This is a genomic window from Streptomyces albus subsp. albus, assembly GCF_000725885.1.
Taxonomy (GTDB): domain Bacteria; phylum Actinomycetota; class Actinomycetes; order Streptomycetales; family Streptomycetaceae; genus Streptomyces; species Streptomyces albus.
The window spans coordinates 127,041-151,834 of sequence record NZ_JODR01000014.1; the positions used below are offsets into that span (position 1 = coordinate 127,041).

The following is a 24,794-nucleotide window of genomic DNA, read 5'->3' on the forward strand; positions in this document are numbered from 1 at the left end:
TGTCGGCTGCCTGGTTCCAAGAGCGTCGCGGTACCCGCAGGTCACCGCGGGAAACGACGCGCGCGGCGGAGGGCGTACCGCGGGCGGCACGCCCCGTTTGACGGAGCGGGAGCGGTGGTACCCACTCACGCGTCCGGCCCGCCAGGGCACCGTCCGCCGAGGGGAGGCGCCGTGATGACGCGTCGGGCGGCGGCGGCCTGCGAGGTGGCCGCCTGGTGGGCGGCCCTCACCGGGCTGTGGCTCGTCCTCGTCCAGACGGTCGACGTCCTGGAGTGCTGCGTCGGGGCGGGCGCCGCGCTTCTCGCCGCCCTCGTCGCACGGGCGGCCCGCTTGGCGGCGGTGCGGCCGTGAACGGGTGGCTGGCAGCCGCCTGCGCGCTGCTCCTCGCCGGTTTCCTGCCCGCCCTGCTGGGCGTGTGCACCGGCCCGCTGAGGCGGCGCGTGCTCGCCCAGAACCTCGCCACCGTGCTGGCCGCCCTGGTGATGCTGCTGCTCGCCCAGGGCTACCAGCGTCCCTCCTACACCGACATGGCACTGGTGCTCGCCGTGCTCGGGCCCGTCGGCACGCTGGTGTACGAGCGGCTGCTGAGCGACGAGTTGCGGGCCGCCCGGCCGCGCCCGCGCGTCACCCGCGCCATGACCGTGCTGGGTGTGGCCCCCGTGCCGCTGGTGGTGATCCCGGTCTGCGCCGCGGCCACCTGGGGCAGGACGACGCTGAAGCTGCTGTTCATCGGCGGCCTGCTGGTGGCCGGCAGCACGCTGTGCACCCGGGCGCTGACCTCGCCGCCGGGCGGGGAGGGCTGAGATGGCCGGCGAACTGCCCGTCATGGCGGCCCTGCTGCTGGTCGCGGTCGCCGGGACGGCCGTCGTGCTGGCCCGCGACCCGGTGCGCCAGTCGGCGGTGCTCGCGGGACTCGGGCTGTCGCTCGCCGTGCTGTTCGCCGTCCTCCAGGCGCCCGACGTGGCCCTGTCCGAACTCGCCGTCGGTACCGCGTTCACCCCGCTGATGGTGCTGCTGTCGGTGCGCAAGGTCCGGCACAACGCGCGCCGCAGCGAACGCCGGGAGGAGCACGAATGAGCCTGCGGGTACGGATGTGGGTGCTCGCAGTGGGCGGGCTCGGCGTGGCCCTGCTGCTGGCGGGCGCCTTCACGCACATGCCGGACTTCGGCGGCACCTGGCACCCGTACGGGACGCGCGCGGTGGCCGAGGCGCTGAGGCAGCACTCCGCGAACGCCGTCGCCTCCGTCAACTTCGACCAGCGCGCCTTCGACACCATGGGCGAGCAGGCAGTCTTCTTCGGCTCGGTACTGGGCACCGTCGTCGTGCTGCGCCAGGCCGGAGACGAACACCGCACCGCACCCGAACCCGCCTTCGTGTCCGCGCCGGTGCGCCGCTACGCGCTGCTGGTGCTGCCCGTCACCGTGCTGACCGGCCTCTACGTCATCGCCCACGGGCACCTCAGCCCCGGCGGCGGCTTCCAGGGCGGCGTGGTCGCCGCGACCGCGCTGCACCTGCTCTACATCGCCATCGACTACCGGGCGCTGCAACGGGTCCGCTCGCTGACGCTGTTCACCCTCGCCGACGCCGCCGGGGAGGCCGGCTATCTGCTCGCCGGCCTGGCCGCCCTGGTGGCCGGCGCCGCCTTCCTGGAGAACGTCCTGCCCCTGGGCACCTTCAACACGCTCTCCTCCGCCGGAACCGTGCCCGTCCTCAACGCCGCCGTCGGCGTGGAGGTCGCCGCCGGGGTCGTGGTGCTGCTGGCGCAGTTCCTCGACCAGGCCATCGTGATCGAACCGGCGGACGGGCGGGGACACCGCGCGGACGGGGCGGCCCGCGCCGCCCCGGAAGGGGGCCGCCCGTGAGCGTGCTGCCGTACCTGGTCGCCGGCTGGCTGTTCCTGGTCGGCTGCTACGGCCTGACCACCAGCCGCAACCTCATCCACGCCGTGGGCTCCCTGGCCGTGTGCCAGTCCGCCACCTATGTGCTGCTGCTGTCCATCGGCTACCGGCGCGGCGGCACCGCGCCGGTCCACTCCGACATCGCACCCGGCTCCCGCCCCCTCGTGGACCCGGTGGTGCAGGCGCTCACCCTCACCGACGTGGTGGTCGGCGCCACCGTCACCGCGCTGCTGCTCGCCCTGGTCGTCCAGGTGTCCAAACGGCACGGCACCGTCGACCCCGACGAACTGCGGGAGCTGCGCGGATGACGGCGGCCCACGCCCTGCCCCTGCTGGTGGCCGGACCGCTGCTCGGCGCGGCCCTGCTGGTGGCCACCGGCCGGTGGCTGCCCCGGTACGTCGCCGAGGTCTTCGGCACGGTACTGGCCGCCGCCACCGCCGCCCTCGCCCTCGTCCTGCTGACCGTCACCGCACACCGGCCCACCCCCGTGGAGTGGGCCGGCGGCTGGCGGCCCCGGCAGGGCGCCGGGGTGGGCATCGTCCTGGTCGGCGACGGCCTCGGACTGGGCTTCGCGGCGCTGGTCTCGGTACTGGTGGCGGCCGTACTGGTCTACTCCTGGCGCTTCTTCGACGACCCGCCGGCCCACCAGGCGGGGGCGTTCCCCGCGCTGATCCTGGTCTTCCAGGCCGCCATGTGCGGCTTCACCCTGACCGGCGACCTGTTCAACGCCTTCGTCTTCTTCGAGCTGATGGGCGTGGTCGCCTACGCGCTGACCGGCTACCGCGTCGAGGAGGCCCGCGCCGTCCAGGGGGCGCTCACCTTCGGGTTCCTCAACTCCCTGGGCGGCTACGCCACACTGCTGGGCATCGGCCTGCTGTACGCGCACACCGGTGCGCTCGGCCTCGCCCCGCTCGGTGCGGCGCTGGACGCCGCCCCGCACAGCGCCGGGATGCTGGTGAAAGCCGCATTCGTGCTGGTGGCCACCGGCTTCCTGGTCAAGGCCGCCGCCTTCCCCTTCCACTTCTGGCTGCCCGACGCCCACACCGTCGCCCCCACCCCGGTGTGCATGCTGCTGTCCGGGGTGATGGTGCAGCTGGGTGTCTACGGCACGGCCCGGCTCTACTTCACCGTGTTCGCCGGCCCCGGCGGGCTCCCCGGCACGGCCGTGCGGCGCACCCTGCTGGTGCTGGGCGTGCTGACCGCCCTGGCGGGGGCGCTGCTGTGCTGGCTGCAACGGCACATCAAACGGCTGCTGGCCTTCTCCACCGTCGCGCACACCGGTCTCTTCCTCGTCGGCCTGGCCTCCCTCACCCCCGAGGGAGTGACCGGCACCGCGCTGTACGTCCTCGGCCACGCCGGTGTCAAGGCCGCCCTGTTCGGCTGCGCGGGCGTCCTCGTGGACAGGTTCGGCAGCGTCGACGAGCAGGAACTGCACGGCAGGGGAGGGGAGTTGCGCCGGGTGGGGGTGCTGTTCACCGTCGGCGGGCTGGCCCTCGCCGGACTGCCGCCGTTCGGCACCGGACTGGGCAAGGCACTTTCGGAAGAGGCGGCGGGCGGCTGGGCGACAGTCGTCTTCGTGCTGGTGTCCGCCGCCACCGGCGGGGCGGTCCTGCGGGTGGCGGGCGGCGTCTTCCTCGGCCTGGGCGCCCCGCCCGCCGAGGCGGACGTCCCCGCCCGGCCGGCGCGGGAGCGGCCCCCGGACGCGACGGAACCGGGCGGTCCCGGCCCGGGAGGCGCGGGCGTCGCCCGTACGGATGGTACGGACGCGGACGGCGCGCGCGGGACCGGCGCTGCGGAGACGGCCGGTGCGGCGGGCACGGGGAGTGCTGCGGGCCCGGCAGGCGCGGCGGGCGCGGGGAGTGCTGTCGGCCCGGCGAGTGGTGCCGGTCCGGCGAGTGCGGCGGGGGACGGCGATGCCGAGACCACCGGCGCCGACGAGCCGACGGAGACCCAGGGCAGGGTGACCCGGGCCCCCGACACCATGCTCGCCGCCACCGGGGCCCTGCTCGCGGGCGGACTCGCGGTCGGCTGTGTGCCCGGGCTGTGGGCGGCCGTCAGCCGGGCGGCGGACTCCTTCACCGATCACACCGGTTACCTGGCGACGGTGCTGTTCGCCCGCGCGGAACCGCTGCCGCACTCGCCGGTGCCGCAGTGGACGGCCACGGGTGTGCTGCTCGGTCTGCTGTCTGCGGCCCTCGGCGCCGGTGCGGCCTGCGTCGCGCTGCGCACCGTGCCCAGCGGGGTGCGGCCCCGCTGGTCGAGGCCGCTGCGCCGGCTGCACTCCGGGCACCTGGGCGACTATGTCGCCTGCGCCCTGGCGGGTGTCACCCTGCTCGCCGCACTGGTGTGGTGAGGGCCGCCGGGCAGCTCACCGCCTGCCGGTGACCTTGTCGGGGGTGACCCGGACGGCGATCCGCTCCCCGTCGGTGCGGGCGGCCTCGGCGTTGAACTCCGCGTAGCTCTTGCCGGTGTACTTGCGTGCGATGGTGTCCAGCAGCGTGTGGCCGGTGTCCGGGGTGAGGGTGACGGTGCCCTGCACCTCGGTGTAGACGTAGGGCGTCTCCGGAGGGTTGATCACAACCGCCACGCGCGGGTCCCGCGCCATGTTCCTGGCCTGCCGGCGGTCGGCGGTCGTGGAGAAGAGCAGATCGTCGCCGTCGCGGATCACCCACACCACCGTCTGGTGGGGCCGCCCGTCGGGCATGAGCGTCGCCACGGTCGCGAAGGCGTTCGATTCGTCGAGGTACTTCTTCAAGTCGTCCGGAAGTGCGGTGGTCATCAGCGGTGTCCTCACATACGGAGCGGAAGGAAGCCGGCGGACGCGCCGCACAGGGCGCGCCGCACCCGTCAACTTCCCCCGCGCGGACGGTTATTCCGCGTACGGAGTGCCGGTCCGGCGAATGCGCCCCCAAGCGCGCCCCCATAACACATCGCACATGCGCGGTGTCTGAGTGTGGCCAAATCTCCCCGCCTCCTCCTTCCGGTGCGCTTATATGTATGGAGTCGCGCCTGTCAAAAGCGGTTATCAGGCCCTGAGGGGGGACTCAGTGTGATCCGGGTACTGCTGGTGCACGATGTGCGCATTCTCAGATGCGCGCTGGCCGCTCTGGTCGGGGCGGAGCCCGACATGGAGGCCGAGGCCGCCTCCTGGAAGGACGCGGTACGGCCGGTACGGGGCCGTGCCGCCGACGTCTGCGTCGTTGACGCCGACATGGCGGGCCGCACCTCCCTGGACGAACTCGCCCGTTTCGCCGACCACCCGGGCACCGCCGGGCACCCGCCGCGCCCGCACCGGCTGCTGGCGCTCGTCAGCCAGGACTGCCCCGGGGCGCTGCGCCGCGCACTCGACGCCGGCGCCAGCGGCTTCGTGTGCAAGGACGCCCTTCCCGAACAACTGGTCAGAGGCATACGGCGGGTGGCCGACGGAGAGCGCTTCGTCGACAACGCCCTGGCCCAGACCCTGCTGCGGGCCTCCGAAGTGCCGCTGAGCCAACGGGAGCTGACGGTGCTCTCCGCCGCCGCCGAAGGCGCACCCGTCCCCGAGATAGCCCGCAGGCTGGGCCTGTCCACCGGGACCGTCCGCAACTACATGTCCGCCATCACCCGCAAGACCGGCGCCCGCAACCGGGTGGACGCCATCCGGATATCCCAGGGCGCGGGCTGGCTCTGAACCCGGCGCGGGCTTCCGGCGTGCGGGCGAGACCGACCGGTTCCCGGGCCGCCCGCACCCGGCCGGCCCGCCCCGCCCGCACGACGGAAGCCCGCACCCGGCCTCGCGGTTCACGGCGCCCACCGGTCACGCCACGCCCGTCCGCCGCGCCGTGGCCACCGGTCACACCCGTGGCCCCGCGGTCCAGCCGGCGGTCAGATCCCGGTAGAGGGCGCTGCGCTCCACCAGTTCGGCGTGGGTCCCGCACGCCGTCCGTTCCCCGTCGAGCACCAGGACGCGGTCGGCCCGCAGCGCGGAGCTGATCCGGTGCGCGACGACCACCAGTGTCCCGGGGCGCTCGGCGAAGGCCCGCTCGGCGTGTTCCTCGGCGGCGGGGTCGAGCCGGCTGGTCGCCTCGTCCAGTACGGCCAGCGGGGCGGGGGAGAGCCAGGCGCGGGCCAGGGCCAGTTGCTGCCGCTCGCCCGCCGACAGCGAGGCGGGCTCCACCTGTCCGTCGAGCCCGCCCAGCCGGTCCACCAGCTCCGCGGCGCCGACCGCCACCACGGCGCCCAGCAGCGACGGGTCGCCCGGCGGCGCGGTCCGGTCCGGCAGCAGGCAGCACAGGTTCTCGCGGACGGTGCCGGTGAACACGTACGCCTCCTGCGGGATCAGCACCCTCTCCTCCGCGCGGACCGGCGCACCGGGCGGGCCGGCGACGACCGGGCGCCCGTCCAGCAGCACCTCGCCGCCGGTGGGCCGCAGCAGTCCGGCGATCAGCAGCGCGAGGGTGGACTTGCCCGCGCCGCTGGGGCCGACGACCGCCAGCCGTCCGCCCGCCGGAACCGTCAGGTCCAGTCCGCACAGCACCGGCCGGGCCGCCGTTCCGTAGGCGAAGGTGAGCCGGCGCAGAGTGAGCGCCGGCGGCGCGGGCCGTCCGCCGCGCACCGCCGGCGCCCGGGACGGGCCAGGCAGCGGTACGCCGGCGGGCGCGCCCTCCCGCAGCCGGCCGATCACCACGGTCAGCCGGGCCCCGGCGCCGCCCAGCCCGTGCACCAGGCTCTGAAGAGCGGGCAGCAGTGCCTGCGTCAGATACGTGAGGGCGCCGGCCAGCGCCCCCGCGCTCACCCCGTGCCGCAGCAGCCACGGCGCGCACACCAGCAGCAGGACGACGGGCAGCCGTCCGCCCACCCCGAGGGCGAGCGCGCGGGCGACGCCCCAGCGGGCGAGGGAGACGGCGGCCCGCCGTTCCGTCTCGACGCGCCGGAGCACCGTGCGCCGCACCGTCTCCTGGGCGCCGCAGGCAGCGATGTCCCGCAGGGCGCTCACCATCGTGCCGGTCTCGCCCGCCAGTTCCTCGTCGGCCACCAGAACGGCGCGCTGCCGCCGGGCCAGGGGGCCCAGGGTGGCGGCGAAGACGGCGAGACCGGCCAGCAGCGGCGGCAGCACGACCAGCAGCAGCCGGGGCGCGAGCGCCGCCAGCCCGGTGACCGCGCCCGCGAGGGTGACGAGGAACGAGCGGGAGACCATCACGATCCCGGCGAAGCTGTCCCGGGCGATCTCCACCTGGTGCGTGAGACGGGAGACGACGCCGCTGCCCGGCGTGTGCCGGCCGCCGCCCGGTGCCACCGCGGCGGTGACCGCCTCGTACAGTCCGCGTCCCACCACGCGCCGCACCAGTTCGTCGCGGAGCGGCTCGGTCAGCGCGGCCACCTGCCGGTAGACCCGCGCCATGCCCAGCGCGCCCACCGCCAGCGCGGCAGCGGCGACGGCCAGCCACCACAGCCCCGTGGCGGGCCGCCCGGCCAGGAAACCGTCGTCCAGTGCGCGGGCCAGGGCGAATCCGAGCGCGAAGGTGTGGGCGCCCTCCAGCAGCGACCAGCCGGCCAGTGCGCCCAGTACCCGGGGCCGCCGGGCCAGGAAGCGCAGCCCGGCACCGACGAGCCCGGGGCGCCGGTGCCTGCCGGCGGCGGGGTGCACGGCGGGGGCCTCAGCCATGGCCGCTCCCCGTGTCGTCGGCGAACAGCGCCCGGTAGGCGGGGTCCTCCCACAACCGGTCGTGGGGGGCGATCGCGCGGACGCGGCCCGCGTCGAGCCAGACGGTGCGGTCGGCGCGGGCGGCGGTCGAGGCGCGGTGCGTGACCACCAGCCGGGTGCGTGCCGCACCGTCGGGGCCGCCCCACAGCGCCCGGGTGACCTCGTGTTCGGTCACCGTGTCCAGGCTGGAGGTGGCGTCGTCCAGGATCAGTACGCGCGGGTCGCGGACCAGCGCCCGGGCCAGCCCCAGCCGTTGCACCTCGCCGCCGGACAGCGGGGCCCGGTCGTGCGGGGTGGCGTAGCCCTCGGGGAGGGTGCGCAGGAAACCGTCGGCGCAGGCGGCGGCAGCCGCGGCCCGCACACGTGCCCCGTGCGGGCCGCGGGCGGGGGCGCCGGCCGCTATGGCGTCGCCGACCGTGCCGCCGAAGAGCACGGGCCGGGCGAAGGCGAAGGCGACGGTGTCGCGCAGCGCGGCCGTCCGGAGCCCGGCCAGGTCCGCGCCGTCCAGCAGCACCTGCCCCGCGTCGGGTTCGACGAGACGGCCGGCGACGGCCGCCAGCAGCGACTTCCCGGCCCCGGACCGGCCCACCACCGCGACGGTGGAGCCGCCGGGCACCACCAGGTCCACGCCCCGCAGCACCGGCTCCCCGGCGTAGGAGGCGTGCACCCCGCGCAGCTCCAGCCGGTCGGCCCCGCCCTCCGCACGGCCCGGCGGCGTGCGGGTGCCCTGCGGCAGGGCGGGCACCGCCAGCACCTCGGCCAGGCGCTGCGCCGCCGTACGGCCCCGGACCAGGGCGTTGAGCTGTCCGACGAGTGTGCCGATGCCGGCCGCGAGGACGGCGTACCGGGCGGCGGCCACCAGACCGCCCACGCTCAGCTGACCGGCGCTCAGCAGCAGCCCACCGGTGGCCACGACGGCGAGCTGGAGGAAGGGCACCAGCACGGCGGCCTGTGCGGTGGCCCGGCCCTGGAGGTGCCAGGTGCGGTGGCCGTGCTCCGAGAGCCGGGCCACGGGCTCCAGTACGCGGCGCCGTTCGCGCTCCACGGTGCCGCCCGCCGCGATGGTCCGGGCACCGGCCATGGCCTCCACCAGCCTTCCGGCGACGGCGGCCTGCGCCTCCTGATAGCGGGCCACACACGCGGCGGAGGTGCGGGAGAAGGCGCGCAGCAGCAGCACCAGCAGCGGGATGCCGGCGGCGAACACCAGGGCGAGCCGCGGATCCAGCAGGACGAGCGCCACGACGCCGCCCGCCGGGGTGACCAGGGCGGCCAGTGCGGAGGCGGCACTTCCGGGGGTGGTGCCGGCGTGCGCCGCGTTGCCGGTGCAGCGGGTGACCAGGTCGCCGTGGGCGAAGCGGCCGGCGCGCAGCGGCGAGACGGCCAGCAGACGGTCGGTCAGCGCGGTGCGCAGCCGTGCCGTCGTACGGGCGGCGAGCGTACCGGTGAGCACCGTCTCGGCGGCGTCCAGCACCACCAGGGCGCAGGTCAGCGCGGCGCACACGGCGAGCCAGCCGCCGGCCCGCCCGCCCGGGGCGCCGCCGGCCAGCAGCAGGTCGAGGGTGTGGCCGAGCGCGGCGGGCAGCGCCAGTTGGGCACCCGCCGCCGCGGTGGCGCACAGGAAGAGCGCCGCGACACGTCCTTTGTGCCGGCGCACTTCCGCCCGCAGCAGCCGGTGCGCCCTCGGCGGCACGGCCTGCGCCGAACCGGGGTGGCCGCCGGTTCCCGCCGGCGCCGCGGACGTGGGGGAGTGCCCCTGGGCGGGGGAGAGCCCCCGCCCAGGGGCACCGGGTGCGACGGTCACCCGGTCACAGACACAGGAGCGTGCTGTGGGAGCTGTGCTTGTCGCACAGGAGGAGGCTGGCGCTGCTGTCGTCGCCGCCGCCGGTCCGCTCCTCGGGCTCCATCGTCTGCAGGTCGAGAAGTGCCATGGTGGTTGTTCCTTCCCATTCGGGTGATCGGATGTGTGTTACAGGGACGGTGGTGCTTCGGTACGGCCTTCGTCCCCAAGGCCGGTCTGTGGGCCGCCCGGCGCGGACGCCGGCGCGGATCGGGCCGGAGCGGCGGTCAGGCCGCGCGGCACGGGCGGCAGGAACGGCAGGGCCGGCGGTGCGGTGCCCTCGCGGACGGCCGCGGCGGCGCCCGCCGCCAGCAGACAGCCCGCCGTCCCGGTGGCCAGGTCCATCGACAGCCGCATCATCTGGTCGCCGGGGAAGGCCAGTTCGCCCCCGTACGGCATGGCGTACCAGCCCAGCCCCTCCGACTGGGCCGCCAGGTCCAGTTCGGTGACGCCGGGGGTGGTGGTCCGGCTCAGATGGAGCAGCATCCCGGCGCGGCCCTGGAAGAGGCCGGGCTGCGCGTAGTAGCGCATCCGCGCGGCGGGCAGGATGCCGGCCCGGGCCCGCGCGAAGCGGTCGTGGCCGGGCCGGTGTGCGAGGAAGTCGTCGAGCACCATGGCGATGCCTACGCTGCCCGCGCCCAGGTACGGCATGGTGCGGCTGCCCTCGTCGACGACGAGGGTGCCGGCGCTGTCGCGTACGCAGCGGCCGAGGTCGCGCTCCAGCGCCCGTTCGGCGAGGTCCAGTTCCGCGGGGTCGCCGTTGCGCTCGTGGCGCCGCAGGAACAGCAGAGCCGCACCCGTGGCACCGTGCAGCAGTCCGGCCCTGGCGCGGCCCGCGGTCTCCTCGGCGGGCTCCTCCAGCCGCCGGGCGAGCAGCCGCGCGGCCTCCTCGGCGGGGGCGCGCAGCCCCTCCTCGCCGGTGAGGTGGGCGAGGTGGCCGAGGGCGAGACCGAGCCCGGCGAGCCCGCCGTACAGGGAGTCGCCGAGGCGCTGCCACTTCTCCGCCAGCACCCGCTCGGTCAGCTCCAGGGCCCGTTTGGTGTGCCCGGCCCGGGCCAGGACGCAGGCGATGCCGGGCAGTCCGTCGTACAGCCCCAGGGGGGTGCCGCGGGGCGGCGGGTCGGTGTGCCGCAGCAGCCACTCCTCGCCCTGCGGACAGGGGCCCGCGCCGGTCTCCGCCAGGGCGTGCAGCACGCCTGCCGCGCCGTGTGCAAGGCCCAGTCCGCCGCCGTCGGAGAACTGCGCGATGTCGCCGGGGAAGAGCCGGTCGTCGCGGTCGGGTGTCGCCGAGGCGAGGATCGCGCGGACCATCGAGTCGCGGGCGGCGGGCCAGTCGGCCGGGGCCGGGGGCCCTGCCGGACGGGCCGGCCGGGTGCCGCGCGACGGCTGCCGCCCGCCCGTCCCGCCGCCCTCGATGGTGGCGACGGCCTCGGCCAGGAACCGCTCGGGGATGCCGGGGAACTGGGCGGCGGCGATCCGCGCCAGATCCGCCGCCTTGGCCCGGTCCACGGCCAGCAGGGTCGTCATCGGGACGAACAGGGCCAGCCGCAGGCAGGCCAGCGCGTAGCGGTCGATGTCGTAGCCCGAGCGGTCGGCCGGGGCGATGAAGCCGGGGTGGGCGACGATCTGGCGGGGGTCGTCCTCGGCCCGCGCCGCCGCCTCGAAGTCCAGCAGGGCCACCGACTCCTCGTCCGGCGCGACCATGATGTTGAACATGTGCAGGTCGTTGAAGACGATGCCCCGCTCGTGCACCGCCGTGACGGCCTCCTCCACCAGCCGGTGCATGCGCAGCGCCCACGCGGTGTGCCGGGCCACGGCCTGCGGGTCGGGATCGGGGCTCAGCAGTGGATGTCTCTCGGCGAAGAAGGAGTTCAGAGGTCTGCCGGACAGCTCCTCCATCACCAGGAACCGGTGGCCGTCCAGCGTGAACCAGTCCCGCACGGCGGGCACCACCGGCAGTCCGGCGAGCTGGTCGAGCGCCGCTTTCTCCCGCTCCAGCCGGGCCACCGCGTCGGCCCCGTCGGCGGCGAGACCGGCGTGGGGGCGGGCCTCCTTGAGCACCACCCGGCTCCCGTCGCGGGTGTCGGTGCCGCCGTAGACGCCGCCGCCGTTGGAGAAGTGCAGGGCCCGCTCGATGCGGTACGGCAGGTCCGCGACGGTGGCGGAGTCACGGGCCGCCAGGTGCGGGCGGAGGAAGGCGGGCAGCTCCACCCCGTCCGGCACCCGGAAGGCGGGGTCCTTGCGGTCGGGCACCAGCTGCCCGTCGGCGTTCTCGACGGCCGGCACCAGCTGTCCGTGTGCGTCGAGGCAGAACCGGGGTGCGAAACCGCCGTAGCGCACGTACAACGGCCCCCGTCCCCACCGCAGATCGGTGAGAATGTACGGACCGGGTCTGCCGTCGAGCACGGCACCCAGCTCTTCGAGAATTTCCTGAAGCTGTCCCTCGTCGGCCGGATAGATGGTGGCGAATTTACCGCTCGTGCCGCGCCCGGCGTATTTCGCGTTCCGCAGGTACAGCAGAGTGCGGTGCGGGACGAATTTGAAGGGAATTCTCCGCGGGACGCAGTGGTCCCAGACGGCGGTGCCGATCGCGTCGGCGTTGTCCAGCGTCGCCGAGGCGTGGATCTTCCAGCCCTGCAACGGGAACTCGCCTGCCTGCGGGCGCAGCTCCAGCCAGTCCCCGGAGCGGGTCTGCCGCCAGCCTTCGGGGACGGGCCGGAGCGAGACGGGAAAGGCACCCGCGTCCGGTGTCCCGTCGCTGTCCTGGGCGGAATCCGACAAGCGGTCGGGTGTGTCGTAGAAATACCTGTCCGCGAGACAGAAAATCTCGTACCGCTTGTCCATCGTTCCCCTCCCCTGGGAAGCACGGAACAAGCGTGCAGCACCGGGAAAGGAATGGGTAGTCAGTTCTGTCACGAACAGAATGTGAGGAACGCACGGGTAACCTGCCGGACGGTCCTGCGGGAAAGCGTCACCCGTGCGCCCTCGGCGCCCGTCAGCCGCGCGGGTGCAGTCCCAGCCCGCCGCCGGGCGGCGCCGCGAAGTGCCGCGCGACCTCGGCGTCGGACACCTCGGCCACCGTGGCCGGCGACCAGCGGGGCCTGCGGTCCTTGTCGACCAGCTGCGCTCGCACCCCCTCGACCATATCGTGCGAGGAGAGCGTCGCCACGGAGGTGCGGTACTCCTGCTCCAGCGCCTCCTCCAGCGAGTGCAGTCCGCGGGCCCGCCGCAGCGCGGCGAGCGTCACCTTGAGCGCGGTGGGCGATTTGCCCTCGATCGCCTCGGCCGCCTCCTTGGCTGCCGTGGCGCCGCTGTCCCGCAGCCTGCGCAGGATCTCCTCGATGTCGTCGGCCGCGTAACACGTGTCGATCCAGGACCGGTGGGCGGCGAGAGCGGCGGGCGGGGCCGGGGCCGCGTACCGGGCGACCGCCTCCTGCGGCGGGGTGTGGGCCAGCGCCGCCGAGAAGCCGGCCAGCCGCTCGGACGGTACGAAGTGGTCGGCGAGCCCGCACAGCAGCGCGTCCCCGGCGCCCACCGGGCCTGCCGTCAGCGCCAGGTGCGTGCCCGTCTCGCCCGGTGCCCGGGACAGCAGCCAGGTGCCGCCCACGTCCGGGACGAAGCCGATGCCGGTCTCCGGCATGGCGACCCGCGCCCGCTCGGTGACGACACGGACGGTGCCGTGCGCGGAGATCCCCACGCCGCCGCCCATGACGATCCCGTCCATGAGCGCCACGTACGGCTTGGGGTAGCGGGCGATCCGGGCGTTGAGCCGGTACTCCTCGGCCCAGAACCGTGCGGACGCGGCGCCGCCGCCCGCCCGTACGTCGTCGTGGACCCCGCGCATGTCGCCGCCCGCGCACAGCCCCCGCTCGCCGGCGCCGCTGATGACGACGGCCGCCACCTCGGGGTCGTCCTCCCAGGCGTCGAGGGCCGCGGCGACACGGCGGACCATCTCCAGGTCGAGCGCGTTGAGCGCCTGGGGCCGGTTGAGGACCAGACGGCCCACGCGGCCGTCCTTGGCGGCGAGGACGGTCGGTTCGGTCTCGGGCATGGTGCGTCGGCTCCTTCGCGCGTGACGGCGGTGGGTCGATCTTCCGGGCCACCGTACGTGGTGGGGGACGCACCCGCCGTCGCCCCCGTCACGCCCGGGCGGTGCCCGAGACGGTGCCGTCCGCACGGTGGTCGAGCAGGACGCGTGCCGGACGAGCGGGTCCCCCCGCCCGTCGCGCATTCAACAGGTGTGCCGGACAGGGGCCGGGGCAGGCGTATCTGTGTCGTACGGCAAATGTTGTCTTCGAAGGGCACCCTATGGATCTCCACGCGGCGCGCACCCCGCCGCCCGCCCGCAGCAGGAGGGCGCGGTCCCGGACCCGCCGCGGACGGATCCGGGACGCTGCCGCTCCGGCTCCGGCTCCGAACCGGTGCGGCTGGGGGAGCGGGTGACCAGCCGGGGCGGTCCTCACACCCCGGGTTTTGCTCGGCCACCGGCGCCTTCCCCCGGCGAGGGCAGCGCCCCCGTGCGCACACCTGACGGCACCCGGGCGGCCGGACCCCCGCCGGACACGGGCGACGCGGCCCCCTCCGGTGAGCAGCCGCCCCCTGCCGACGGGGCGCAGGCGCTGCGCACCGAGCTGGCCCAGCTGCGGCAGGCCATGGAGACCCGCCCCGTGATCGACCAGGCCCGCGGCGTCCTGATGGCCTCCTGGCGCTGCACCCCGCACACCGCCTGGCAGGTCCTGGTCGACGCCTCGCAGCGCACCAACACCAAACTGCGGGAGATCGCCGTCCTGCTGACCGGCAGCACCCAGGGCGAACCGCTGCCCGACTGGCTGCGCAGCGCGGTGCTCAGCTCCTACGCACGTATCGCCGGCACCCCGGCGCCCGGCCGCGGCCCGCGACCCCGCTGAGGCCCCCGGACCGGGAGGGCGGCCGGTGCGGGGCCGCGGCGTACGGGCCGCCGCACCCGGCAACCGGACCGGCCCCGGGGCGGCGGCCCGGCTCTCAGCCGTCCTGCCCGGGCCCCGGCTCCGGCGCCGCCGCGCAGGACGCCGGGCCCGCCGAGTCCGCGCCCGGCTCCATCGCCCAGGCGCCCGCGAGCAGTTCCTCGACCAGTTCGTCCACTTCCAGGCGCTTTTCCACCCGTTCCAGATCCGGCACCCGGGCGTGCGTGCTGACCTGGCGCGGGGCCAGCAGCGAACAGCAGTCCTCGTCCGGCAGCACCGAGACCTCGGCGGTGCCCAGGGCCCGCGCCTCGTCGATGATCTCCTGCTTCTCCCAGCCGAGCAGGGGCCGCAGCAGCGGCAGCGAGGCCGCCTCGTCCACGGCGGCCATGTTCGCGACCGTCTGGCTGGCGACCTGGCCCAGGCTGTCGCCCATCACCAGGGCGCCGGCCCCCAGCCGCTGCCCCAGGGCCCCGGCGGTGCGGGCCATCAGCCTGCGCTGCGCCACCACCTGGAGCCGTCCGGCACCGGCGATCGCGAGCTGCTTCTGCGCCTTGCCGAGGGGCACGATCCACAGGGTGCGGTCCGGCTGGAAGCGGTTCAGTTCCCGGGCCAGCGCGTACGCCTTGTAGACGGAGGAGGCGTCGGTGTAGGGCGCTCCGGTGAAGTGGACGAAATCGCAGGCCAGTCCGCGCCGCATGGCGCGGTAGGCGGCCACCGGCGAGTCGTAACCGCCCGACAGCAGCGCCAGCGCCCGGCCGCTGGACCCCACCGGCAGTCCGCCCTGGCCGGCGACGCGCTTCCAGGCCAGATAGCTGCCCTTGCGCTCGACCTCCACGGCCAGCTCGACGTCGGGCGCCGTCAGGTTCACCTGTGCGCCCGTCTCCAGCCGCACCCGTTCCCCGACGGCGGCGGCCAGCGCGGAGGAGGTGAGGGGAAAGGACTTGTCCCGCCGCTTGGCGCGTACGGCGAAGGTGATGACGCCCCGCCCGCCGGAGCGCTCCTCCCACGCCCGGCGCAGGGCCCGGACGGCGTGGTCGCCGATGTCCTCCACCGTGCTGGGCACCCGCACGGCGGGCTGCACCAGGTTGAAGCCGATCACCCGCCGCACGCACGCGACGAGCTCCTCCAGGGACAGCGGGCTGTTCGCGGTGGGGCCCACCAGCGTCACGCTGCGGCCCTTCTCGATCCAGGCGGGCCCGGGCAGGCCCTGCAGGGCGTCCCGCAGATTGCGGTGGAGCAGTTCCTCGAATCGGGCACGGTTGCGGCCCCTGAGGAAGATCTCCCCGTGCTTGAGCAGGACGCACTCCTGCCCCTCCGGTCCGGGCTCGCGCACCCGGGCGCGCGCCCGCTGCGGCGCGGGCACCGCCGGGCGCGGGTGCGTCGTCGGCCGCTGCTGTGCCTCGTGCTGCGCGTGTCCCTGCTGCCGTTCCTGTTCCCCGGCAGCGGGACGGGACCTTGAGATCGTCACGGATTCTTCCCTCCTGGCACACCAGGCTAAGCGACCGGTGACCGCCCCGGTTCCGGCGCGCTCGCGGTCGGGAGGCCGGTTCCGCGGGCGGCAGCGGTTCGGGGAGGATGCCCGGTGCGGGCGGTGCGGTACCGCGCGCGGGCATCACCGACACGAGGGAGCCGCATGGCCGAGGTCGTCGAACTGGTCCACTACCCCGTCAAGGGCTGTGCCCCCGTGACGGCGCCCACGGCCCGGCTGCTCGCCGCCGGTCTCGCGCACGACCGGGCCTTCATGGTCGTTACGCCCGACGGGGTGGGCCGCACCCAGCGCCGCGACCCGGCGCTGGCCCGCGTCCGGCCCCGGGTGCACGGGCAGGAGGGCGCCGGCGAGCTGCTGTCGCTGCGGGCGCCGGGCGCGGGCGAGCTGACCGTCGAGGTGGACACGGAGGGGGAGCGGCGCCCGGTGGAGATGCTGGGGCGTCCGCTGCGCGGCATCGACCAGGGCGATACGGCGGCCGACTGGTTCACCCAGGTGCTCGGGGTGCCCAGCAGGCTGGTCAGGGTGCCGCCCGACAACGACCGGGTGACCGACGGGCTGATCCCCGGCACCTGTCGCTACGCCGACAGCAGCGCCGTCCTCGTGGTCTCCCGCGCCTCGCTGGACGCCCTCAACGCGCGGCTGGCCGCCCGTGGTGCCGAGCCGCTGCCGATGAGCCGGTTCCGTCCCAACATCGTGGTGGCCGGGTGGGAGGAGGAGCCGCACGCCGAGGACCGGGTCCGCCGGCTGCGGATCGGCCCGGCCGAACTCGGCTACGCCAAGCCGGCCATCCGCTGCGCGGTCACCCTGGTCGACCAGGAGACGGGGCGCAAGAGGGGCCCCGAACCCCTGCGCACGCTGGCCGGCTACCGCCGTGCCGCACAGGGGGGTGTCGCCTTCGGCGCCAAGTTCTCGGTGCTGCGCCCGGGCACGCTCACGGTGGGGGACCGGCTTCAGGTGCCGGCCTGGGGCGCGTCCGAGGTGTGAGGCGGCGGTGCCGCTCCGCACCGCTTGGGGGGTTTCTCCGTCGGCGGCCGGGCAACCCGCCCCCGGCCGCCGGGGTCAGGCCAGTGCTTCGGCGGCCCCGGGCCCGGCCCGGGGCGTATCCGCGAACTGACCTGGAGATGATTCGTGTCCACCACCGAGAAGACCGCCCTGGACGAGGCCGCGCACGAGACGGTTCCCCCGCACAGCTCCCGGACCGCCGATGACCGCACGGGCATCAGCGACGTGTTCGTCCTCGGTATGGACGAGGCCAACCGCGCCACCCTGGAGGCGGTGCCCGGCGCCGAACGCTACCGCTTCCACCCGCTGCTGACCCCCGAAGAGCTCCAGGAGGACGAGGTCTCGGTGCCCGAGCTGCTGGAGCGGGCACGCGGCGTCCTGGACGGTTTCGGCGGCAGGATCGACGCCGTCGTCGGCTACTGGGACTTCCCCGTCAGCACCATGATCCCGCTGCTGGCACGGGAGTACGGCACGCGCAGCACCAGCCTTGAGTCGGTGGTCAAGTGCGAGCACAAGTACTGGAGCCGGCTGGAGCAGCGGAAGGTCATCGAGGAGGTGCCCCGCTTCGGCCGCGTCGATCTGGAGGCCGCCGAACCGGAGCCCCCCGAGGGCGTGCGGTTCCCGATGTGGGTCAAACCGGCCCTGGCCTACTCCTCCGAACTGGCCTACGGGGTCGAGAACCTGGCCGAGTTCAGGGACGCCGTCGCCAGGATCAAGGAGGGCATCGGCAGGGTCGGCAGGCCGTTCGAGTACATCCTGGAGCAGGTGGAGCTGCCCGAGGAGATGCGAGGCGTCGGCGGTGTGGTCTGCCTCGCCGAGGAGACGCTCACCGGTCTCCAGTGCGCCGTCGAGGGCTACGCGCTCGACGGCGAGGTCACCGTCTACGGGGTGCTGGACTCCATCACCTACCCCGACTCGCCCTCGTTCCTGCGCCACCAGTACCCGAGCATGCTGCCCCAGCCCGTGCAGGAGCGGCTGGCCGAGGTCGCCAAGCGGGTGATCGGGCAGATCGGGATGGACGCGGCCACCTTCAGCATCGAGTTCTTCTACGACCCGGGCAAGGACGAGGTGCGGCTGCTGGAGATCAACCCGCGGCACTCCCAGTCGCACGCCGAGCTGTTCCACTTCGTGGACGGCGCCCCCAACCACCACTGCATGCTGGCCCTCGCGCTGGGCCGCGACCCGGCCCTGCCGCACCGCGGGGGCAACTACCGGTACGCGGCCAAGTGGTACCACCGCTGGTTCACCGACGGCGTGGCCCGGCGCGTGCCCTCGCAGCAGGAGATCGCCCGGGTCGAGGCGCGGATACCGGGGGTCGTCGTCGATGTGGTGCCCCGGCCGGGCCAGCGGCTGGACCACCTGTCCCAGCAGGACAGCTACAGCTACGAACTGGCCCACGTCTTCACGGCCGGGGACGACGAGGAGGAGCTGCGGGACAAGTACGACCGCGCCATCGCCGCCCTGGGGCTGCACGGCGAGCCCTCCCAAGGAGGCGCCGACGGCGGCCGGGAGTGACGGGACCGGCCGCAGGCCCGCGCACAGCAGTACGGAAAGGAGCGGAGGCCGCGCCCATGCGCAGCGTGCACAACCTGCCCTACGAGACGAAGGAAGAGCAGACCACCGTGCCGCTCCCGGACGGCACCCGGCTGGCGGCCCGGATCTGGCGTCCGGTCTGCACGGACGACCAGCCGCTCCCGGCCGTACTGGAGTACATCCCCTACCGGCAGCGCGACCTGACGGCCGTCCGGGACTCCGTCCACCACCCCTACATCGCCGGGCACGGCTATGTGTGCGTCCGGGTGGACCTGCGCGGCACCGGGGACTCGGACGGGGTGCTGGAGGACGAGTACCTGGAGCAGGAGCAGCGGGACGCCGAGGACGTGCTGGCCTGGCTCGCCGCGCAGCCCTGGTGCGACGGCACCACCGGGATGATGGGCATCTCCTGGGGCGCGTTCGCCGCCCTCCAGGTGGCCGCCCGGCAGCCGGAGAGCCTGCGGGCGATCGTCATCGCCTCGTTCACCGACGACCGGTACGCCGACGACATGCACTACATGGGCGGCGCCCTGCTCTCGGACAATCTGGCCGAGGCGGGCACCATGTTCGCCTACGCCACCTGCCCGCCCGACCCGGCCGTGGTCGGGGACCGGTGGCGCGGCATGTGGCGGGAGCGGCTGGAGGGCACCGAGCCGTGGGTGCTGGAGTGGCTGCGCCACCAGCGGCGCGACGACTACTGGCGGCACGCCTCGGTGTGCGAGGACTACCGGGCCGTGCGGTGCCCCGTGCTGGCGTCCAGCGGCTGGGCCGACGGCTACTCCAACGCCGTCACCCGGCTGCTGGCCCGGCTCGACGTGCCGCGCAAGGGGCTGATCGGCCCGTGGTCGCACAAGTTCCCGCACCTGGGGGAGCCGGGCCCGGCCATCGGCTACCTCCAGGAGGTCGTCCGCTGGTGGGACCACTGGCTCAAGGGCGAGGACAACGGGGTCATGGACGGGCCGATGCTCAGCGCCTGGATGCAGGACAGCGTGCCGCCGTCCACCGCCTACGAGGAGCGGTCGGGCAGGTGGGTCGTGGAGGAGGAGTGGCCCTCGCCGGCCGTCTCGGAGGTGTCCCACCCGCTCGCCCAGTACCGCATCCGCCCGGCGTCCGACGCGGCGCGGGACGGCGAGCCGGGGGCGGCCCTCACGGTGCGCTCCCCGCTGTCGGTGGGCCAGTTCGCCGGCAAGTGGGCGTCGTACAACGCGCCGCCGGACCTGCCCTACGACCAGCGGGAGGAGGACGGCGGCTCGCTCGTCTTCGAGACCGCACCGCTCTCCGAGCGGGTGGAGATCCTGGGCGCCCCGAGCGTCGAGCTGGATCTGACGGTCAGCGAACCGGTGGCCCAGGTCGCCGCGCGGCTGTCGGACGTGGCACCGGACGGCAGCGCCACCCGGGTCACCTACGGCCTGCTGAACCTGACCCGGCACACCGGCACCGACGAGCCCGAACCGCTGGAGCCGGGCCGCCGCTACCGGGCCACCGTGCAGCTCAACGGGGTGGCGCAGGCGTTCCCGCCGGGCCACCGCATCCGGCTGTCGCTGTCCACCTCGTACTGGCCGCTGGCCTGGCCGCCGCCCAGGCCCGTGCTGCTGACGGTGCACGAGAACACCAGCAGTCTCACCCTGCCGGTGCGCGAGCCGCGCCCGGAAGGGGAGGCGCCGCACGGGCTGTTCGGGGAGCCGGAGGGCACCCCGCCGCTGCCGACAACGGCACTGACCCCGCCGGAGGAGCGCTGGGAGGTCAAGCGTGACCTGATCGGCTACCGGCAGGAGTTGGAGATCGTCAAGGACCCGGGGCTCACCCGCCTGGACCATATCGGACTGGAGGTGGGGCGCCGCGCCGTTGAGCGGTACACGGCGGTCGCCGACGACTTCACCTCCGTCGGCGGCGAGTCCGCCTGGACCATGACGTTCCGGCGGGACGGCTGGGAGACCCGCACGGTCACCCGCACCGTGCTGACCTGCACCGGGAAGGAGTTCCACGTGCACGCCACGCTGGACGCCTACGAGGGCGGCGACCGGGTCTTCTCCCGCACCTGGAACGAGACCGTGCCCCGGGACCACCTGTGAGGGGCGGTCCCGGGGCACGGCGCCGGGGCACGGGGGGAGACCCCGGCACGGGGCGGGTCAGGGCACGACGACTATCTTGCGGCCCTTGCCCGCCGCGAACCGGTCCAGCGCCTCGGGGTAGGAGGCCAGCGGCAACCGGTCCGAGATGAACACCTCCGGGTCGAGGATGCCGCCGGCGAACAGTTCCGCGGCGCGCTCGTAGCTGTGCAGCACAGCCATCGAACCGGTGATGGTGATCTCCTGGTTGTAGATGCGGTACGGGTCGATGGTGGCCCGCGTCGCGTAGTCGGCGACGCCGAACTGGAGGAAGGTGCCGGCCTTGGCGACCCGGCCGAGGCCGTCCTGGATGGCGGCGGCGTTGCCGGTCGCGTCCACGACCAGGTCCCAGCCGCCGGGCCGGTCCAGCTCGTCGGCGCCGGCCGCGGCTGCGCTGCACCCCAGGGTGCGGGCCGTGGCCAGCCGGTCGGGGTTGAGGTCGACGATGTCCACACTGGCCGCGCCGGTGCGCTTGGCCAGCTCCAGCATCATCAGCCCCATCGTCCCGGAACCGTAGATCAGCACGTGCGAACCGAGCTGGCTCTTGAGGACGTCGTAGCCGCGTACCGCGCAGGACAGTGGTTCGATCAGGGCCGCGTCCTGGGTGCGCACGTGCTCGGGCAGCCGGACACAGTTGGCCACCGGCGCGACGGCGTACTCGGCGGCTCCGCCCGACCGGGTCACCCCGATCGCGGCCCACTTCTCGCACATGTTGTTGTGGCCCGTGCGACAGTAGCGGCACTCGTAGCAGTACAGCGACGGGTCGACGGCCACCCGGTCGCCCTCGGCCAGCTCGGTCACCTCGCTGCCCAGCGCGACCACCTCACCGGCGAACTCGTGCCCGGGGACCAGCGGCAGGGAGGGCGCGAACTCCCCCTCGAGGATGTGCAGATCGGTGCCGCACAGCCCGCACGCCGCCACCTTCACCACCACCTCGCGGGGCCCGGGGGTGGGGTCGGGCACCTCCGCCAGGGAGACCTTGCCCACGGACTCGACGAGTGCGGCCTTCATTTCACAGCTCCTAGCGACAGGCCCTGGACCAGCTTGTCCTGGGCGGCGAACCCTGCGGCGAGGACCGGCAGGGAGATGACGAGGGAGGCGGCGCACACCTTCGCCAGGAACAGGCCCTGGCTGGTGATGAACGTCGTCAGGAAGACGGGCGCCGTCTCGGCGACGACCCCGGTCAGCACCCGCGCGAAGAGCATCTCGTTCCAGGAGAAGATGAAGCAGATCAGCGCGGTGGCGGCGATGCCGGGCGCGGCGACGGGGGCGACGACCCGGGTGAGCACGGTGGGCAGCCGGGCGCCGTCCATCTGTGCCGCCTCGATCAGCGCGGTGGGCACCTCCGCGAGGAAGGACTGCATCATCCACACCGCGATCGGCAGGTTCATCGAGGTGTAGAGGATGACGAGCAGCCAGATGTTGTCGAGGAAGCCGGTGTTCTTGGCGAACAGATAGATCGGCAGGAGCCCGGCGACCACCGGCAGCATCTTGGTGGACAGGAAGAAGAACAGCACATCCGTCCACTTGCGGACCGGCCGGATGGACAGCGCGTAGGCGGCCGGCAGGGCCAGCACCAGCACGCACAGGGTGGAGACCACCGAGGCCGTCAGCGAGTTGGCCAGCGGGGGCCAGGGGCTGGCGCCGCCGCCCACACCGAAGAACTCCCGGTAGCCGTCCAGCGTCAGCGGGGCGGCGAGCGACGGCGGGTTGGTGGCGGCGTCCGACTCGCTGTGCAGCGAGGTGAGGACCATCCACACCATGGGCAGCACGAAGACGATCCCGCACACCCACGCCAGCAGGCCCAGCACGGCGTTCCGTCGGCGCACCTTCCGCGGTGCGGCGATCGCGGCGGTCGCACTCATGACCGGGCCTCCTCACGGAAGAGGGACGAGACCACCCGCAGTGCGAGGGTGGCGATGATCAGGGAACCGATGACCACCAGCACACCGGCCGCCGAGGCGAGTCCGTACTCGTGGCCCTGGTAGAAGGTCTGGTAGATGGTGTACGGCAGGTTGGCGGTGCCCAGCCCGCCGGAGGTGATGGTGAACACGGCGTCGAAGTTCTGCACGATGTAGATCGACCCGAGCAGGGCGCCCAGCTCCAGGTAGCGGCGCAGATGCGGCAGCGTCAGATAGCGGAAGATCTGCCAGGCGCCGGCTCCGTCGATCCGCGCGGCCTCGATGGCGTCGGCCGGCCGGCTCTGGAGCCCGGCGAGCAGGATCAGCATCATGAACGGGGTCCACTGCCAGATCAGTGCCACCTCGACGGCGCCCAGCGGCATCTCGGCCACCCAGTCCGGCTGCGGCGCGTCGTCACCGAAGAGCCAGGTGAGCATGCCGTTGAGCAGCCCGTACTCGGGGTTGTACAGCACGTGCTTCCACAGCAGCGCCGCGGCCACCGGCACCAGCAGGAACGGGGCGATCAGCAGGGTCCGCACCACTCCGCGGCCCTTGAAGGTGCGGTCGAGCAGCAGTGCGAGGAGGAGTCCGAGCACCAGGCTGACCAGCACGACGGTGGCGGTCAGCAGCACGGTCGTCACCACGGAGTCCCGCAGTTCGGCGTCGCCCAGCACCTCGGCGTAGTTGGCGAAGCCGGAGAAGGAGCGCGCCTCGGGGTAGAGGGCGTTCCAGTCGAACAGCGAGACCACGAGCGTGGCCACGAACGGCAACTGCGTGACGACGATCATGAAGACGAGCGCGGGCAGCAGCGGCGCCCTGGTCACCCAGGCGCGCAGCCGGTTGGAGGGGCCGCCGCCGGCCTGGCTGGGCCGGGGCCGCGCCGCGGGCGGTATGTCACGCGTCCCCGCCTGTGGGGTGGTCGTCGGAGCGCTCATCGGCCTCGCCCCTCGTACTCGTCGGAGACCTCCTGGGCCAGCGCCTGCGATTTGCGCAGCGCCGTCTCGACGGACTGGCGGCCGGCGATGGCCGCGCTGATCTCCTGCGAGACCTTGGTGCCCAGATCGGCGAACTCGGGGATGTCCACGAACTGGATGCCCATGGTCGGCCGCGGCTGCACGCCGGGATCACGGGGGCGCGCCTGGCTGATGGCCTTGCGGGTCACCTCGTGGAAGGCCCCGGCGGCCTCCTTGTACTCGGGCAGCTCATAGGTGGAGGCCCGCTTGCCGGCCGGCACGTTGGCCCAGCCGAACTCCTTGCCGACCAGCTTCTCGTACTCCTTGCCGGACGCCCAGGAGATGAACTTCCACGCCTTGTCGGGGTTGCGGCTCGCCTTCTGGATGCCCCACGCCCACGAGTAGAGCCAGCCGGAGCTCTCGGTCCGCAGCGTCGGCGCCGGCACGTAGCCGATCTTGCCCTTGACCTTCGACTTGGCCCCTTCGAGGGAGCCGGCGCCGGCCGTGGCGTCGTACCACATCGCGGTCTTGCCCTGCGTCATGTTGTTGAGGCACTCGGCGTACCCGGACTGGGCGGCACCCGACTCGCCGTGCTTGCGCACCAGATCGACGTAGAACTTCGTCGCCTTCTTGAAGGCGGGGTCCGACAGCCGGGCGTTCCAGTCCTTGTCGAACCAGGTCCCGCCGAAGGTGTTGACGACGGTGGTGAGCGGGGCGATCAGCTCTCCCCAGCCGGGCAGCCCGCGCAGGCAGATGCCCTTCATCCCGCGCTCCGAGCCGTCCACCTTCGCCGCCAGCTCGGCCACCTGCGGCCACGTGGGCCGCTCGGGCATCTTCAGCCCCTCCTTGGCGAAGATGTCCTTGCGGTACATCAGGAAGGAGGACTCGCCGTAGAACGGCTGCGCGTAGACCTTGCCGTCCTCGCCGCTCAGCGACTCGCGGACCGGGCGCAGGATGTCCTGCTGGTCGAACTTCTTGTCCTTGCGGGTGTAGCCGTCCATCGGACGCAGCCACTCGTTCTTGGCGAAGATCGGCGTCTCGTAGTTGCTGAGGGTGGCCACGTCGTACTGGCCGGCCTGGTTGGCGAAGTCCTGGCTGATCTTGTCGCGGACGTCGTTCTCCGGAAGCACCGTGAAATTGACCTTGATGCCGGTCTCCTCGGTGAAGTGCTTCGCCGTCAGCTTCCGCAGCTCCAGCATCTGCGGGTTGTTCACCATCAGGACGTTGATCGTGTCACCCCCTTGTCCGAGGGCTCCCGCGCCGGCGCAGGCGGGCAGGGTGAGCAGAACCCCTGCGGTGGCGGTCGCGGTCACCGCCCGGATGCGACGTGGCCTGCGGGGGTTTCGACTGGGCTCTCTGCTCCGACAGCGCATGGGCACTCCTGGCGAATTCCTGTATTACGGCAAAGCTGTGCATGGACGGGGCTGGGGGGACCGGCCGGCGGTGC

At 73.9% G+C, this 24,794-nt stretch carries 22 protein-coding genes; 11 read left to right on the plus strand and 11 right to left on the minus strand.

Annotated features, from left to right (window positions below; genetic code table 11):
* Window positions 1-174 precede the first annotated feature (174 nt).
* The 6 genes from IO40_RS37990 to IO40_RS0117005 are packed head-to-tail and all read left to right on the plus strand — an operon-like array spanning window position 175 to window position 4,251.
* A complete protein-coding gene (locus IO40_RS37990) occupies window positions 175-351 on the plus strand; it encodes a hypothetical protein (protein ID WP_016471130.1) in 177 nt (58 codons plus the stop codon).
* Complete coding sequence (locus IO40_RS0116985; protein WP_016471131.1) at window positions 348-803, plus strand: monovalent cation/H+ antiporter complex subunit F; 456 nt, start codon at window positions 348-350, stop codon at window positions 801-803. The genes IO40_RS37990 and IO40_RS0116985 overlap by 4 nt, the downstream gene beginning before the upstream one ends.
* A gap of 1 nt (window position 804) precedes the next feature.
* Window positions 805-1,077, plus strand: a complete 273-nt coding sequence (locus tag IO40_RS0116990) for a Na(+)/H(+) antiporter subunit B (protein ID WP_016471132.1) — start codon at window positions 805-807, stop codon at window positions 1,075-1,077.
* The gene (locus tag IO40_RS0116995) at window positions 1,074-1,862 is read left to right on the plus strand and encodes an MnhB domain-containing protein (RefSeq protein ID WP_016471133.1); all 789 of its coding nucleotides are present in this window, start codon (window positions 1,074-1,076) and stop codon (window positions 1,860-1,862) included. Before IO40_RS0116990 ends, IO40_RS0116995 begins: the two co-directional genes overlap by 4 nt.
* A complete protein-coding gene (locus IO40_RS0117000) occupies window positions 1,859-2,206 on the plus strand; it encodes a sodium:proton antiporter (RefSeq protein WP_016471134.1) in 348 nt (115 codons plus the stop codon). Before IO40_RS0116995 ends, IO40_RS0117000 begins: the two co-directional genes overlap by 4 nt.
* The gene (locus tag IO40_RS0117005; RefSeq protein WP_031175687.1) at window positions 2,203-4,251 is read left to right on the plus strand and encodes a complex I subunit 5 family protein; all 2,049 of its coding nucleotides are present in this window, start codon (window positions 2,203-2,205) and stop codon (window positions 4,249-4,251) included. The genes IO40_RS0117000 and IO40_RS0117005 overlap by 4 nt, the downstream gene beginning before the upstream one ends.
* A gap of 15 nt (window positions 4,252-4,266) precedes the next feature.
* Here the strand turns inward: IO40_RS0117005 and IO40_RS0117010 are convergent, their stop codons facing one another.
* Window positions 4,267-4,677, minus strand: coding sequence for a PPOX class F420-dependent oxidoreductase (locus IO40_RS0117010; protein ID WP_016471136.1), 411 nt, complete (start codon window positions 4,675-4,677; stop codon window positions 4,267-4,269).
* A gap of 270 nt (window positions 4,678-4,947) precedes the next feature.
* Here IO40_RS0117010 and IO40_RS0117015 point away from each other — a divergent pair, with 270 nt between their 5' ends.
* Complete coding sequence (locus tag IO40_RS0117015; protein WP_016471137.1) at window positions 4,948-5,568, plus strand: response regulator transcription factor; 621 nt, start codon at window positions 4,948-4,950, stop codon at window positions 5,566-5,568.
* A gap of 162 nt (window positions 5,569-5,730) precedes the next feature.
* Here the strand turns inward: IO40_RS0117015 and IO40_RS0117020 are convergent, their stop codons facing one another.
* The 5 genes from IO40_RS0117020 to IO40_RS0117040 all read right to left on the minus strand — a co-directional run bounded on the left by IO40_RS0117020 (window position 5,731) and on the right by IO40_RS0117040 (window position 13,469).
* Window positions 5,731-7,542, minus strand: a complete 1,812-nt coding sequence (locus IO40_RS0117020) for an ATP-binding cassette domain-containing protein (RefSeq protein ID WP_031175688.1) — start codon at window positions 7,540-7,542, stop codon at window positions 5,731-5,733.
* The gene (locus IO40_RS0117025; protein ID WP_031175689.1) at window positions 7,535-9,382 is read right to left on the minus strand and encodes an ABC transporter ATP-binding protein; all 1,848 of its coding nucleotides are present in this window, start codon (window positions 9,380-9,382) and stop codon (window positions 7,535-7,537) included. Before IO40_RS0117025 ends, IO40_RS0117020 begins: the two co-directional genes overlap by 8 nt.
* A 4-nt stretch (window positions 9,383-9,386) precedes the next feature.
* Window positions 9,387-9,509 (minus strand): SapB/AmfS family lanthipeptide, encoded by a 123-nt coding sequence (locus tag IO40_RS37000; RefSeq protein WP_016471140.1) that lies wholly within the window; start codon window positions 9,507-9,509, stop codon window positions 9,387-9,389.
* A 38-nt stretch (window positions 9,510-9,547) separates the two neighbouring features.
* Complete coding sequence (gene lanKC, locus IO40_RS0117035; protein ID WP_016471141.1) at window positions 9,548-12,262, minus strand: class III lanthionine synthetase LanKC; 2,715 nt, start codon at window positions 12,260-12,262, stop codon at window positions 9,548-9,550.
* A 151-nt stretch (window positions 12,263-12,413) separates the two neighbouring features.
* Window positions 12,414-13,469 (minus strand): enoyl-CoA hydratase/isomerase family protein, encoded by a 1,056-nt coding sequence (locus IO40_RS0117040; protein ID WP_031027719.1) that lies wholly within the window; start codon window positions 13,467-13,469, stop codon window positions 12,414-12,416.
* 466 nt (window positions 13,470-13,935) lie between these two features.
* Here IO40_RS0117040 and IO40_RS34870 point away from each other — a divergent pair, with 466 nt between their 5' ends.
* Complete coding sequence (locus tag IO40_RS34870; RefSeq protein ID WP_051173549.1) at window positions 13,936-14,325, plus strand: ANTAR domain-containing protein; 390 nt, start codon at window positions 13,936-13,938, stop codon at window positions 14,323-14,325.
* A gap of 94 nt (window positions 14,326-14,419) precedes the next feature.
* Here the strand turns inward: IO40_RS34870 and thiI are convergent, their stop codons facing one another.
* A complete protein-coding gene (thiI, locus tag IO40_RS0117050; RefSeq protein WP_033229302.1) occupies window positions 14,420-15,694 on the minus strand; it encodes a tRNA uracil 4-sulfurtransferase ThiI in 1,275 nt (424 codons plus the stop codon).
* Between the two features lie 300 nt (window positions 15,695-15,994).
* Between thiI and IO40_RS0117055 the strand changes: the two genes are divergently transcribed.
* The 3 genes from IO40_RS0117055 to IO40_RS0117065 all read left to right on the plus strand — a co-directional run bounded on the left by IO40_RS0117055 (window position 15,995) and on the right by IO40_RS0117065 (window position 20,457).
* Window positions 15,995-16,834 carry an MOSC domain-containing protein gene (locus IO40_RS0117055; protein WP_016471145.1) on the plus strand — a complete coding sequence of 280 codons (840 nt, stop codon included), beginning with the start codon at window positions 15,995-15,997 and terminating at the stop codon, window positions 16,832-16,834.
* A 144-nt stretch (window positions 16,835-16,978) separates the two neighbouring features.
* Window positions 16,979-18,367: an ATP-grasp domain-containing protein gene (locus tag IO40_RS0117060; protein ID WP_234324646.1), complete on the plus strand. Its 1,389-nt coding sequence runs from the start codon at window positions 16,979-16,981 to the stop codon at window positions 18,365-18,367.
* Window positions 18,368-18,423: 56 nt separating this feature from the next.
* A complete protein-coding gene (locus IO40_RS0117065) occupies window positions 18,424-20,457 on the plus strand; it encodes a CocE/NonD family hydrolase (protein ID WP_031175691.1) in 2,034 nt (677 codons plus the stop codon).
* A gap of 57 nt (window positions 20,458-20,514) precedes the next feature.
* Here IO40_RS0117065 and IO40_RS0117070 read toward each other — a convergent pair whose 3' ends face one another.
* Genes IO40_RS0117070 through IO40_RS0117085 form a run of 4 tightly spaced genes read right to left on the minus strand, consistent with a single transcriptional unit; the run spans window position 20,515 to window position 24,720 of the window.
* Window positions 20,515-21,504, minus strand: coding sequence for a zinc-dependent alcohol dehydrogenase family protein (locus tag IO40_RS0117070; protein WP_016471148.1), 990 nt, complete (start codon window positions 21,502-21,504; stop codon window positions 20,515-20,517).
* A complete protein-coding gene (locus IO40_RS0117075) occupies window positions 21,501-22,358 on the minus strand; it encodes a carbohydrate ABC transporter permease (RefSeq protein ID WP_016471149.1) in 858 nt (285 codons plus the stop codon). Before IO40_RS0117075 ends, IO40_RS0117070 begins: the two co-directional genes overlap by 4 nt.
* Complete coding sequence (locus tag IO40_RS0117080; protein WP_016471150.1) at window positions 22,355-23,329, minus strand: carbohydrate ABC transporter permease; 975 nt, start codon at window positions 23,327-23,329, stop codon at window positions 22,355-22,357. The genes IO40_RS0117075 and IO40_RS0117080 overlap by 4 nt, the downstream gene beginning before the upstream one ends.
* Window positions 23,326-24,720, minus strand: coding sequence for an ABC transporter substrate-binding protein (locus IO40_RS0117085; protein ID WP_016471151.1), 1,395 nt, complete (start codon window positions 24,718-24,720; stop codon window positions 23,326-23,328). The genes IO40_RS0117080 and IO40_RS0117085 overlap by 4 nt, the downstream gene beginning before the upstream one ends.
* Window positions 24,721-24,794 lie beyond the last annotated feature (74 nt).

Excerpts from the sequence above, each read along its gene's own strand:
- IO40_RS37990 (WP_016471130.1), top strand. The coding sequence starts at position 175 with ATGACGCGTCGGGCGGCGGCGGCCTGCGAGGTGGCCGCCTGGTGGGCG.
- IO40_RS0116990 (WP_016471132.1), top strand. The coding sequence starts at position 805 with ATGGCCGGCGAACTGCCCGTCATGGCGGCCCTGCTGCTGGTCGCGGTC.
- IO40_RS0116995 (WP_016471133.1), top strand. The coding sequence starts at position 1,074 with ATGAGCCTGCGGGTACGGATGTGGGTGCTCGCAGTGGGCGGGCTCGGC.
- IO40_RS0117005 (WP_031175687.1), top strand. The coding sequence starts at position 2,203 with ATGACGGCGGCCCACGCCCTGCCCCTGCTGGTGGCCGGACCGCTGCTC.
- IO40_RS0117010 (WP_016471136.1), bottom strand. The coding sequence starts at position 4,677 with ATGACCACCGCACTTCCGGACGACTTGAAGAAGTACCTCGACGAATCG.
- IO40_RS0117020 (WP_031175688.1), bottom strand. The coding sequence starts at position 7,542 with ATGGCTGAGGCCCCCGCCGTGCACCCCGCCGCCGGCAGGCACCGGCGC.
- IO40_RS37000 (WP_016471140.1), bottom strand. The coding sequence starts at position 9,509 with ATGGCACTTCTCGACCTGCAGACGATGGAGCCCGAGGAGCGGACCGGC.
- lanKC (WP_016471141.1), bottom strand. The coding sequence starts at position 12,262 with ATGGACAAGCGGTACGAGATTTTCTGTCTCGCGGACAGGTATTTCTAC.
- IO40_RS0117040 (WP_031027719.1), bottom strand. The coding sequence starts at position 13,469 with ATGCCCGAGACCGAACCGACCGTCCTCGCCGCCAAGGACGGCCGCGTG.
- IO40_RS0117055 (WP_016471145.1), top strand. The coding sequence starts at position 15,995 with ATGGCCGAGGTCGTCGAACTGGTCCACTACCCCGTCAAGGGCTGTGCC.
- IO40_RS0117065 (WP_031175691.1), top strand. The coding sequence starts at position 18,424 with ATGCGCAGCGTGCACAACCTGCCCTACGAGACGAAGGAAGAGCAGACC.
- IO40_RS0117070 (WP_016471148.1), bottom strand. The coding sequence starts at position 21,504 with ATGAAGGCCGCACTCGTCGAGTCCGTGGGCAAGGTCTCCCTGGCGGAG.
- IO40_RS0117075 (WP_016471149.1), bottom strand. The coding sequence starts at position 22,358 with ATGAGTGCGACCGCCGCGATCGCCGCACCGCGGAAGGTGCGCCGACGG.
- IO40_RS0117080 (WP_016471150.1), bottom strand. The coding sequence starts at position 23,329 with ATGAGCGCTCCGACGACCACCCCACAGGCGGGGACGCGTGACATACCG.
- IO40_RS0117085 (WP_016471151.1), bottom strand. The coding sequence starts at position 24,720 with ATGCGCTGTCGGAGCAGAGAGCCCAGTCGAAACCCCCGCAGGCCACGT.